Source organism: Thermodesulfobium sp. (assembly GCF_053498235.1).
In genome coordinates, this window is sequence record NZ_JBRCUV010000040.1 from 20803 (window position 1) to 32967 (window position 12165).

Annotated in this window: 10 protein-coding genes and 1 tRNA gene; 10 read left to right on the forward strand and 1 reads right to left on the reverse strand. The window is 32.8% G+C overall.

Features of this window, described 5'->3' with window-relative positions; genetic code table 11:
- Positions 1-32: 32 nt before the first annotated feature.
- The 9 genes from ACWIUX_RS05820 (at position 33) to ACWIUX_RS05860 (ending at position 10413) form a co-directional block, all read left to right on the forward strand.
- Entirely contained in the window at positions 33-464 is a 432-nt protein-coding gene (locus ACWIUX_RS05820) for a carboxypeptidase-like regulatory domain-containing protein (RefSeq protein WP_448589786.1), read from the forward strand.
- Between the two features lie 10 nt (positions 465-474).
- Positions 475-566: transfer RNA gene (locus tag ACWIUX_RS05825), tRNA-Ser, on the forward strand.
- Positions 567-591: 25 nt separating this feature from the next.
- The gene (locus ACWIUX_RS05830; RefSeq protein WP_448589787.1) at positions 592-798 is read left to right on the forward strand and encodes a hypothetical protein; all 207 of its coding nucleotides are present in this window, start codon (positions 592-594) and stop codon (positions 796-798) included.
- Between the two features lie 5 nt (positions 799-803).
- On the forward strand, positions 804-2372 hold the full coding sequence (locus ACWIUX_RS05835) for a Ppx/GppA phosphatase family protein (RefSeq protein WP_448589788.1): 1569 nt from the start codon (positions 804-806) through the stop codon (positions 2370-2372).
- A gap of 1 nt (position 2373) precedes the next feature.
- Positions 2374-4542 (forward strand): polyphosphate kinase 1, encoded by a 2169-nt coding sequence (gene ppk1 / locus ACWIUX_RS05840; RefSeq protein ID WP_448589789.1) that lies wholly within the window; start codon positions 2374-2376, stop codon positions 4540-4542.
- A 2-nt stretch (positions 4543-4544) separates the two neighbouring features.
- Complete coding sequence (locus ACWIUX_RS05845) at positions 4545-6071, forward strand: Ppx/GppA phosphatase family protein (RefSeq protein WP_448589790.1); 1527 nt, start codon at positions 4545-4547, stop codon at positions 6069-6071.
- 121 nt (positions 6072-6192) lie between these two features.
- Positions 6193-7710, forward strand: coding sequence for a CYTH and CHAD domain-containing protein (locus tag ACWIUX_RS05850; RefSeq protein ID WP_448589791.1), 1518 nt, complete (start codon positions 6193-6195; stop codon positions 7708-7710).
- Positions 7711-7716: 6 nt separating this feature from the next.
- Positions 7717-9564 (forward strand): WD40 repeat domain-containing protein, encoded by a 1848-nt coding sequence (locus ACWIUX_RS05855; protein ID WP_448589792.1) that lies wholly within the window; start codon positions 7717-7719, stop codon positions 9562-9564.
- A gap of 21 nt (positions 9565-9585) precedes the next feature.
- Complete coding sequence (locus ACWIUX_RS05860; protein ID WP_448589793.1) at positions 9586-10413, forward strand: tetratricopeptide repeat protein; 828 nt, start codon at positions 9586-9588, stop codon at positions 10411-10413.
- On the opposite strand, the gene ACWIUX_RS05865 is transcribed toward ACWIUX_RS05860, so the two are convergent.
- Positions 10410-11870 carry a hypothetical protein gene (locus ACWIUX_RS05865; RefSeq protein WP_448589794.1) on the reverse strand — a complete coding sequence of 487 codons (1461 nt, stop codon included), beginning with the start codon at positions 11868-11870 and terminating at the stop codon, positions 10410-10412. The genes ACWIUX_RS05860 and ACWIUX_RS05865 overlap by 4 nt on opposite strands.
- Before the next feature lie 72 nt (positions 11871-11942).
- Between ACWIUX_RS05865 and ACWIUX_RS05870 the strand changes: the two genes are divergently transcribed.
- A partial coding sequence (locus ACWIUX_RS05870; protein ID WP_448589795.1) for a hypothetical protein occupies positions 11943-12165 on the forward strand: 223 nt, incomplete at its 3' end.

Consider the following 12165-nt stretch of genomic DNA (forward strand, 5'->3'; position numbering starts at 1 on the left):
ATAATAAATCAGAAATTTGAGGAGGACGTTTTATGAAAAAGATTTTATCAGTAGTAATGATATTTATATTTCTTTTTAATTTATCTATATCTAATGCACGGGCTTTTGAATTGCCCTTTTTTAAAAAAAGCAACAAAGCAAAAACAGAGAAAATTACTCCTGCTCAACTTTCTGAAACTGGTTTTTTTGGTTTTGTTCTTAGTAAAGAAACCTTTGATCCTATAGCAAATGCGACAATTAAGTTTGATAATGAACAAATATATTCTTCTGATAGAGGCTTTTTTACCGTGCAAGGTATAAAACCAGGTAAGTATAAACTATACGTCAGCGCTCCGGGATACAAACCGCAAAAAAGAACAATTGAGGTCAAGGCAGGTACCTATAACCAAATTGACTCTTTTGATCTTGTGCCAATACCAAAAAAGACCAAAAAGAAGAAGAGGTTCTTGTTCTTTACATTTTAAACCAATTTCGGGAGAGGTGTCCGAGTGGACGAAGGAGACCGCCTCGAAAGCGGTTAGCCGATTGATTTCGGCTCGTGGGTTCGAATCCCACCCTCTCCGCCAAAAAATATAACAAGAGGTGTTTTTCTTGAAACAAAAAAAGAATATCGGGTATTTTTTATTAGGAACTCTTACGGGAAGTCTGATCTTTTTGTTAATCTTTTATGCGCTTTTTCCAGAACAGTTTAATACAAACATACCGCTAGAAAAGTTAGGCAAAAAAAGTAAAGATCCAAAAGAGTTACTGAAAAATATCGATTCAAAGCTAAAAGAACTTGAAAAAGAAAAGATGTAGTTTTTATGGAAGACAATGATACAGGCAATTTATTGTACGAAGAAAATATAGATACTGAAAACAGGATAATCGGCATTGTTGATATTGGAGCAAATTTTGTTAAGGCTCATATAGCCCAGAAAAAGGAAGACAGGATATTTGAAACTATAGAAGATATAAAAAAACCTCTTGCAATCGGTAAGGATACCTTTTCAATAGGCAGGATCTCAAACACAGTTTTACTTCAATTAACAAAGATCCTTAAAGAATTAAAGGAAATCTTTACTGCATATGAAGTTCAAGAAACCTTAGTTTTTGCCTCTACTGCTGTTAAAGAAGCAAAAAACTGTGATCTGGTAATCGAAAGAATAAAGATAGCAACAGGTCTTGATATCAAACTAATAGAGACAATAGAAGAGTCCTTTTATAAATATCAATACATGAAAAGACACGACTGTTATCTAAGATTATTCGGAAACAAATCAGTTCTAATTTTTGACATAGGATCTGGCGGTTTATCTTTAATGATAGCAGAGGGTGATAAACTCAAATACGCCTGCAACCTTGAAATAGGCTCCCTAAGACTGAGAGCACTGCTATCAAATCTTGAAAGAGAGACTCTTGATTTTGCTGATATATTAGACGAGTTCATAGAAAGCAAAATGCACACCATTTCTCAAGAAATAAAAAAATACAAAATAGACTTCTCAATTGGGCTTGGAGGAGAAAGTAAAGTAATTTACAACTTAATTTTCAAAGAAGAACCTCCGAGAGACATCAGCAACATAAGCAAAGAAAAGCTCCTAAAGTTTTATAGCGAAATAAAGGATAAAACAACAATTAACCTAATAGAAGATTACAACCTAATACCACCAGTAGCAAACGTACTTTTGCCTTCAACTATAATATTTAAAAAAATCCTGGATATGTGTATGCTTAAAGAAGTAGGCATAATGGGATTTTCATTTAGGAGCGCAGTAGCGAATTCAATTCTAATAGGCCAAGACAACATGTATGAGGACGACATCCTTAGCGTATCGGAAAATATTGCAGAAAAATATTCTAGAAATATTAGTATTTCAAAAAGAATGTTGCGCTTTGCTACTACAATATTCGACCATACTAAAGACTATCACGCTATGGGGAAAAAAGAAAAACTCCTTCTAAAGGTAGCATGTGTATTACATGATGTTGGCAAATTTGTCGATGTAAATGACCCTGGAGAACATTCATATAACATTATAAATTCCTCAAAAATTCCAGGACTTAGCCTTCTAGACAGAGACATTATTGCAAATTCAGTTAGGATATATCAGAAGAAGAACCCAGACGAAAAAGACTGTTCATTTAACTGCAAAACTATTCAAGAAAAATTAACAATAACTAAGATTGCTGCCATATTAAAACTATCCAATGCTCTTGATTCTTCGCAAAAAGGAAAAATTCAAGATATATTATTAGACATCCAAGATCATTATCTAATATTTAAAGCCATGACTCAGGATGACATACTACTTGAAAAGTGGCATTTTAATAATGAATCTGTATTCTTCAGAAGAATTTTTGGTCTCATCCCTGTTCTGAAGGTGGTATAAAATGCTAACTAGAGAAAGAATCTATAATATAAACCGAGAACTATCCCTTCTGGAGTTTAACAAAAGGGTGCTCGAAGAGGCTAAAGATAGCAGCAATAAGCTTTTCGAAAGACTTAAATTCCTTTCAATAGTAAGCTCTAACATGGATGAATTCTTTATGATTAGGGTTAGCTCAATTATAGACAAGGTGCTTGATGATTTTGTGTTTCAAGATTCATCTGGCTTAACTCCAAAAGAACTTTACAAAGAAATTACCATTAAAGCTCATGAAATTGCGCAAGATCAACAAAAACTCTATTTAGGAGAGCTTAGTACTCTTTTAAAACAAAACAATATTTACATACTTAAGATCAATGAACTAAATGCAAATCAATTAAAGTTTGTTCAAAAGTATTACAAGAATATAATTTATCCTGTTCTTACCCCTATGGCTGTAGATAATTCAAGGCCATTTCCCTTTATTCAGAATAGAACCTTAAACATATTCGTTCTAATAAGAGCAAATACCAGTTATCTAGTAAAGAACAAAAAACAAAATTTAAAAAAAGAAGAAGTATTCGCAATAATTCAAGTACCCGGTGTTTTAGACAGACTTATTCCACTGCCATCTGATAAAGATAAATACTGTTATGTATTGTTAGAAGATATTATAATTCAACATCTAAGCGACCTTTTCAATAACCAAGAAATAGCTTACAGCTCTTTATTTAGAATTACAAGGGATGCAGATTTGACTATTGATGAACAGATTGCAGAGGATATTCTAGAAGAAATAGAAAAGTCCTTGAAAAGAAGAAGATACGGTGAAATAGTTAGACTTGAAATAAGCAAAGATTGCCCAGAAGTTTTAGAAAATTTTTTAAAGGAAAACTTTGAGCTTGATGAAGAAGACATATACAAGATCGATGGTCCATTAGACTATACCTTTCTCATGAAATTTGTTAATCAGGAAAATAACGCGTTCAAACACCTTAAAGATAAGCCTTTACCACCTGTAAAGCCAGTTGATTTTATCGTTCCAGATAAAAGATCAATATTTGACTTGATTAAAGAGAAAGACTTGTTAATTCATGTTCCTTTTGAAAGTTTTGAAAAAATAATAGAGTTCGTGAGAACAGCAGCAACAGATCCAGATGTTCTTGCAATAAAGATGACCCTGTACAGGTTCACCAAAAATTCTCCCATAGTAAGGGCTCTCGAAGAGGCTGCTGACAATGGTAAACAGGTAACTGTGGTTATCGAATTAAAAGCCCGTTTTGATGAAGAAAACAATATAATCTGGGCTAAAAAATTAGAGAAAGCAGGATGTCATGTGGTGTACGGACTTGCCCACCTAAAGGTACACGCAAAAGCCATTTTAGTTGTCAGGAGAGAAGAGGGCACAATAAGACGATATGTACATCTTGGAACTGGAAATTATAACGAAAATACAGCAAGACAGTACACCGATATCAGCATGTTTACTAGCAACGTCTACTTTGGCACGGATGTGTCAAATCTTTTCAATACATTAACAGGACTCTCTCAACCAAGTCATTGGTACAAGATAGGTGTCTCCCCTATAAACTTGAGAGAAAAGCTAATTAGGCTAATAAGAAGAGAGGCAACGTACAAATCAAATGGCTATATTATAGCTAAAATGAACGCCTTAGTTGACGATGAAATCATTGAAGAGCTCTACAGTGCCTCATCAAAAGGCGTAAAAATTGATCTCATTGTGAGAGGCATATGTTGTTTAAGACCTGGCATAAAGGGAATTAGCGAAAATATAAGAGTGATAAGTATTGTAGGAAGATTTCTCGAACATAGTAGAATATTCTATTTTAAAAATGACTCAAATGAAGAGATATATTTATCAAGCGCTGACTGGATGCCCAGAAATCTTGACAGAAGAATTGAAACGATCTTCCCTGTTGAAAGTGAACTATTAAAGGGGCGAATCAAAAGATGGCTAAACATAATGCTTAAGGACAACACAAAAGCCAGGGAACTTAGAGAGGATGGAACGTACATCAGAGTAAAGGGCAATCTACATAACAAAATAGACAGCCAGATACTTTTATATGAGGATATATTACAGAGCGCAGAACTTAAAAACAAAGAAATTAAGGCAATAAAGAGCATGGAATTTGTTCCAATTCAGAATTTTGACGACGAAGTGGCTATATAAAAATGGCCGAAAGGTTATCCGTTATAGACCTTGGATCAAACTCAATTCGGCTTGGAATTATAGAAGTTAACGAAAATAAAAGCTTTAGAGTTATTGAGGAGAAGAAAGAGCAGGTAAGACTTTCAGAGGGTTTCAATAAAAATAATACAATACAGGACAAACCTATTCAAAGGGCAATTAAAACTCTTAAAGTTTTTAAGAGGATGATAGAATTCTATAACGTAAGAAAGATTATTGCTGTAGCCACAGCGTGTATTAGGAATTCAAAAAATGGCAAAGAAGTTTTGGATCTAATTTTTAAAGAAACCCTCATACCATTTAAAACCATATCTGAAAAAGAAGAGTCCTATTATGGCTACTTAGGAGTCACAAATACAGTTGATTTAAAAGACTTTATACTTATAGATACTGGAGGAGCAAGCACAGAAATCACTCACGTTTTGAACAGAAAAATTGAAAACTTCATCTCCATACCATACGGAAGCGTAAACCTTACAGATATCTTTCCCGAAACAAAAGAAGTCTGTAATACCAAAAACATAGAAAACTTTATAAAAGAAGAGTTTAAACATATCCCATGGTTAGAAAACCTTATACAGTCTCAGCTCCCTATAGTAGGGATAGGCGGCTCAAACAGAACATTTGCAAAAATTCACAGAGCTCTTCATAAGTGGTTTTCGTTGAAGTTGCATCATTATGAATTGACAAAGAATGAGGTCTTTCAAATATACTCGTATATTGCAAATTTAAGTTCAAAAAGTAGGAAAAATATAGAAGGCCTCTCTAAACAAAGATCGGACATAATCCTAGCTGGCATGACTCCTTTAAAGGTTTTATTTGAAATCACAAATTCAAACAGGCTAATAGTTAGCGGAAACGGTTTGAAAGAGGGAATAATATTTAACTCACTACATAAAGATTTTAAAATTCTCCCGTTAATATATCATGATATTTTAAAAACCAGTCTAGAAAATATTGCGAATTTATATTTTTTGGACGTAAATCATGCAAAAAGGGTTACAGAACACAGTCTTGCAATATACGAGCAATTAAAACCTCTGCACAACTTTGACGAAACAGATAAAAGGATACTAGAAATCGCATCTTTTCTACACGATATTGGAAAATATGTAGATCCTTACAACCATGCAAAACACAGCGCCTATTTAATTCAAAACCTCCCTATTTATGGAATAAATCCAAAAGATCTCGTAAGGTGTTCGTATATCTGTCTTTTCCATGAAAATAAAATAAATTTTCAACAACTTCAAAGTGAATCCTTTATTACCAATAAACAATTTAAGGAACTTATAAGACTTTCTATGTTTTTAAGACTTTCTGAACAACTTGAAACATGTGAATGCTTTGCAGTAGATTCTGTAAAAATTAAAATAAAGAACAATGAGGTAATATTCAAACTATTTAGTAATAATAAGGATTATGACTTGGAAACAGAAATATCAGAAATTTCAAAATCGGCAAAACTATTCAAAAAACTATTCGGCAAAGAACTTAAGGTAGTTAAGTAATTTCAAGCAATTTCATTCGAAATTGAATAAATTGTATAATGGTTAAGCTAAATAACTTTTTAAAAATTTATATTCTTTCATGTCTTTAAGTCAATACTAGTTTCAAAAAGAGGAGGACACTATGAATACAAATATTGAAATTGAGTTAAAGTTAAGGTGTATTCACCCTGAAAAAATCAGTGATATTTACGAAATTCCTTTGCTTAGTAGCATAAAGGATGCGTGGCAAAAAAAGAAAGTTCACTCAATATACTATGATACTGCAGACAATGTCTTTTTAAATTCTGGGATAATTTTTAGAACAAGATCAGAGGATAACAATTGGATTCAAACTTTGAAGATTGCAGGGAATTCTAATGGAGGTTTTACGAGAAGAAGAGAATACAATGTCGCAATTCAGGATGGCAAGCCTGACTTATCAATACTTAAGGACTCCAACCTGAAGAATTTCATCAAGGACACAAAATCTAAATATGAATTACTCCCTATATTTGAAACAAATTTTGATAGAAGCGTAGCTCTCTACAACTATGAAGGCAGGAGCGTACTTGAAATTTCTGTTGACGTAGGAAGCATAATAGCTAAGGATAAGTCAGAGAATTTCTGTGAAGTAGAAATAGAGTTGAAAGAAGGCAACGTCTCTTGTATCTTAAAACTTGCCGAAGAACTTGCAAGCTTTATTAATTTCTTGTTGGAACCTAAGAGTAAATTCTATAGAGGAATTTTACTGGCAAATTTAGAACCGAAATTCGAAATTCAAAGAGAAAAAGATCCTGATATAATCGCAGAAGAAGGCTTGCAAAACGAATTGCTTGAAAAACTACAAGAGTTAATATTATATCACAACAAATTCGTAGAAAATCCAGAAAATTTTGATAATCTTCACGATTTTAGAGTAGCCATTAGAAAAATAAGAACTCTTCTAAAATTTGGCAAACCTCTTATAGAAGATGAAAATCTAAATTATTGGCTAGAAAAGTTTGACAATATTACAGAGATGACAAATTCGCTTAGAGAAACAGACGTTTTAATAGAAGAATACAGAAGCTTTCTTTCTGTAACAAAACAGGATAAACTAAACCACCCTCTTACAAACAAACTCCTTGAAGAACGGCAAAATAAATTGAACCAAATATATCCACTTTTCTCAGAAGGAAAGTTTACCAGTTTATTCCTCGGTTTTTGGTATTGGCTATTAGAAGGGGCTTTTTTGGTAGACGACTCTGTTAATTTAAAACTCAAGAAGTTTGTCAAGGAGAGATTGAACGACTGGATTAGAAGGGCCTTGAAAAGGCTGAAAAAAACTGACTTCAACAATGAAGAGGACTTGCATAAATTAAGAATAACTGCAAAGAATCTCAGATATTCCTTGGAAACCTTTTCTTTTGTCCTAAAACCAAGCACAAAAGAGATGATTTCGAGATTAAAAAAAATTCAGGACATATTAGGCTATATTCATGATACACAAACTTTCTCTGCCTATTTAGATAATTTAATTCTATCTTCAAGCGATCCAGAGATACATAAGGAAAGTGGCTGGTTATTAGGGTATAGGCTTCACAGCGATCAAGGCCTAAAAAGCGACTTAGAAAAACAATGGAAGAAGTTTAAAGATCAGGCAAAATCATTTATGGAGTAAGTAACCATGGATGCAGCTTCATATTTTTTGAAATTATCCAACGAGCGATCGCTTTACCTGTCTTCCAAAATTGACATAGGCAAAGTAGATCTTTTGTGCTGCTCTAATGACAACTTACTTGTTGTTTTTTCATTACGAGACTATTATTGCCTATTTTCAACACAAGAAGGGAAGATAGTAAAAACGTGGCAAGATGCTCCCCCGTTAAAAATACACGTAAGTTCTAAAAATTTTGTTATTTATCAAACCCAATCCAAAGAAATAAAAATACTTAATTTTAACGAAACAACTCCAAAAACAATTGCCTCAAATATAACTTTAGCTGAATTTAACGATAAATTTCTGATCAACCTTACCGAATCAAACGAATTAACTGTTATAAATCTTGACGTAAAAAGCAACCCATTAAGCATAACTTTACCAGAAAATTTTATTGTAGAAGATATTGTGCTTAAAAACAAAGTACTCCTAATTGGCAAATTAGATAATCGTGTTTCTTTTGTGATATTTTCAATTCAATCAGGAGACTTATCACAACCAAAAGTTGCTTTCAATTCCAGCAATTTTATTGGTTCTTCAGATGACTTGGAATATTTGGTATTTAGGTCCGAAAATCTAGGATTAAATATTATCAACACAACAGATCCTTCAAAATCATATAATATCCTATTCGTCGATTCAAAAGCCAATAGGGCGTTCTTTTCTAAAGACAAAACTCTTCTTGCAATAACAGATTTTGATGAGTATATAAGCTTTTGGTGGACAAATAAAAAACTTAATACAAACAACGAGCCAATTTTTAAACAAAAGATTTGCGGTGAAGCTGCAGGCTTAACCTTTAGTGATAATGGAAACGTTTCTTCATTAATAACTTACAAAAATAATTTTTTGAAGATTTGGCTTCCAACACAGAAACAAGACAGGCTCCCTCTTCACAGCGGATTCAAACCGGACGAAAGTTATTCATTTTCTCATAACGGATATTTTCTAAGTTCTATAGCCTTTCCAGAAAATGATAAAGTAAATTGTCTCTTTATAAAGCCAAGATGGGAATCAAAGATTGTAAAGTTTGACTTATTTAATCCCTCAAATATAAACGATGAAAATACCTTTAAAGAATCCCTAGTTAATTTTGGAACCTTATCCAAGAATTCTAAACTTTTAGCTATCCTACGAGATAAAAAGAAAATAAAAATTATAAACACCCAATCGAATAGCGTAATCCAAGAATTTGCAGTCAAAGATTGTTTTATAGATACAATTACCATTACCCCTGATCAAAGATTCCTTATACTTGCAGGGACAACTTTAAAAATTTGGTCTATTGATAAGGAAATTTTTGTAAAATCCTTATCACCTGAAATTCAGGTAGATCACATCGCCGTATCTTCAGACAACAAATTAATAGCTTTTTCACAAAAAATCAAAGACAAAACCTTACTAAGAATAATGGATATAGATTCAAAGGAAATAAAGAGAACATTTGAAGGTTTAAATCACATAAATTCTTTAATCTTTTCCCCAAATAGCAAGTTTCTATTTATTGGTTCAAAGAAAAGTGATCCTCAAATAAGAGCCTATTCTGTTGAAACTGGCAATCTGGTATTTTCTTATCAAATTCCATATATTGATGTCAACGATTTATCTATAAGTTCAAATGGAACGTGTCTGTTTTTTGGCGGGTCTGATGAAAAGATATACGTCCTGGATTTAAGAAAGAATAAGATTGTAAAAATTCTTAATGGACATTACGATATTATTAGAAAGATTTATATCTCAGATGATGACAGAACGCTCATATCTTCATCAGACGATGAGAGATTGTGCTTTTGGAAGGTGATTGACTATGTTTAAGTTTAATGGAGTTTTTAATAAATGGAATTAAATTTAGAAGAACTTTTTAGAGATATCTCTAAAGCGGTTGAATCACATAACTTTCAAGAGGCACTCGATAAGATTAATTACATCATTAATCTTGTAGATACAAATGAAATAGAAGTTGACACAAACTTTCTAATCAACCTTTTTGATACTAGAAGCTTTGTTTTGACGATTATGGGAAACAATCAACAAGCTCTTTTAGATATAAACAGAGTGATTGAAGAAAAAAATAGCATTTCAAATGAAAAAGATGACCAACTAGCCAAACTATTAATTCACAGGGGTCTAAACTATTTTTATCTAGGAGATTTTGATTCTTCTCTTAATGACTTTAATTCGGCAATTGAAATTCTTAAAACATCACAAACAGATGAAAATTCAATTAAGCTTTCACAAACCTTCTTGAATAGGGGCGCCCTATTCAAGAAACAGGGTTTAAAAAACGAAGCTCTAGAGGACATAAACAGAGCAATCTCAATTTTAAATAAAAGTAACAATCCAAAACAAGCTTATGCCCTAATCAACGCTCTTATTGAGAAGGGGCTATTTCTCATGGAAGAGGAAAAATTTTTCGAGTCTGCCTACAATTTTAATATTGCAATTTCAAAATCAAGAGAACTTATAAATAATGAAAATTCAAAAATCTTAAGCACTCATATAAGATTAATATATTACTGGATAATAACAACGCTTGCATCAGGTAAAAATCAAAATTCAACAACTCAGATGTTGCTAGAAGTAAGATCTTTAATTAGCAAATACGGGGTAAATGAAGAAATCAAATACTGGCTAGATAAAATTGGAGAAGTAATAAATATCTAATAAAACCTAATATAGTGAGAAGAAATATACCCTTCAATTCCATTTCTCGTTTTTACTTTATACCATACGCTATCGTTAGTAAGACGGGCATCCGTTTTTGGAATATAAACTTCAACATTTTCTCCCCTAAGCCTTGCCTGATACATCATCCCAACACTATCCTTAATCGAAAAGCCTTCCCCAACAAAAACCCTTATCTCTCTATTTCCGTCAACGCTTTTAACAGTTGTATCTCTCATTACTACACCTTCTTTAACCTGAGACGGATCTATCTTTTTTAGGACATCAACCTCATCTCCATATGATAAATTTGCAATATTTTTAGCTGATTCAAAGGGCTCTTCTTTAAGGTGCACCTGGTATCTTATCACAAACGCCTTCGCAAATACGTCTTCACCGCTTTGAGTTCCGTTTAAATTATCTTCGTTAGAATTTCCTGGTTCAACAATTACTCTAACCGGAGTTGATTCAGCATAATTTCCAAACTTATCTATAGCAATAGCTTGGAATAAAAATGTCCCAACCTTTTCAGGATACCATTTATACACCGTATCTTCTCCTTGATACCATACCCTTAAAGTAAGATCGTTTTCAAGTAGTCTTACCTTATCAATACCATTCTTATCTATAGCCTCAACTCGTATTTCAAGAGGAGTATTCAAACCTTTTATCACAGTATTATTTGGAGGACTTTGAATTTCAACCCTTGGAGGGGTGATATCAGGCGGCTCATGAGCAGTTGTAATCTGAAAGAATACAAAGGTACCACATGTTAAAATTAGCGATACAAAAAAGGCAACAAGCGGTATCAGATAACCAACTACTTTTGAGGGATGAAGACTTTCAATCCTTGGCTCTTGAGAGCCTTTTTTCTTGAATTTTAGATGCAAAGCAAAATTTTGAAAACTAATTTTACTGAAGAACTCAATAATTCTTTTCGGTTTTAGGAGTAAATTCGGTAATTTTATAATAAACCTTGACTCGTAAACCTTTCTTATCCAGGTGTGCGTCCTTATTTTTTGCTCTCTTAAGAGTTCTTTCTCATTTTGAGTATGTTCAGGTGATTCAAGTTCACCCCTTCCGCTATCAGACTCAGTTGTTTCTTCAGATATCTGGGTTTCAGCAGGGCTTACAGTATCGCTTTCGCTCTTTTTGATTTCAGAAATATCTATGCCCGATTTTGTTACATACGGTGCAAAGGCTAATATATCCAAATAGGATTTCTCGTCAGCTTGAAGCAACATGCTTGTCTGATCCAAGAAGTAAATTCTAAATATAAAGGTCTTGACGTTTTTTTTCAGAAATGGCAAAAAATAACTTTCTTTCTCCTCTACCTCTTCAATCCACTCAATATGAGAAATATTATCCTTTAGGGCATAAGCCTTCCCGTCGGAGGAGATTATATGCGACCCCTTCCGTTCGATTACAATATTTGAAGGTTCCAGTGAGCGAAGCACTTTTACCACCCTACTTTTACAGATCCCATATATTATAGTATTATAGACTAAAAATCGTAATGGAGTTAATCTTTGAGCATAAAAAATTATCTTAGAGTAATAATAGTTTTTCTTATTATAACCCCATTAATAATTTTAAGTTTGGTAACGATAAATTTATATAGTGAGATCAAGAACAAATCCATAAATAACTTGATCCAGGAAACAACTTTAAAACAATTTGTAATCCAAACATATCTGCAAAGATATATAGAGCTTTTAAACATATTATCGGCAAATATCTCGCTTACAAATA

Bases quoted from the DNA above. Each gene is read 5' to 3' on its own strand.
- ACWIUX_RS05855 (WP_448589792.1), top strand. From the start codon at position 7,717: ATGGATGCAGCTTCATATTTTTTGAAATTATCCAACGAGCGATCGCTT.
- ACWIUX_RS05850 (WP_448589791.1), top strand. From the start codon at position 6,193: ATGAATACAAATATTGAAATTGAGTTAAAGTTAAGGTGTATTCACCCT.
- ACWIUX_RS05820 (WP_448589786.1), top strand. From the start codon at position 33: ATGAAAAAGATTTTATCAGTAGTAATGATATTTATATTTCTTTTTAAT.
- ACWIUX_RS05835 (WP_448589788.1), top strand. From the start codon at position 804: ATGGAAGACAATGATACAGGCAATTTATTGTACGAAGAAAATATAGAT.
- ACWIUX_RS05845 (WP_448589790.1), top strand. From the start codon at position 4,545: ATGGCCGAAAGGTTATCCGTTATAGACCTTGGATCAAACTCAATTCGG.
- ppk1 (WP_448589789.1), top strand. From the start codon at position 2,374: ATGCTAACTAGAGAAAGAATCTATAATATAAACCGAGAACTATCCCTT.
- ACWIUX_RS05860 (WP_448589793.1), top strand. From the start codon at position 9,586: ATGGAATTAAATTTAGAAGAACTTTTTAGAGATATCTCTAAAGCGGTT.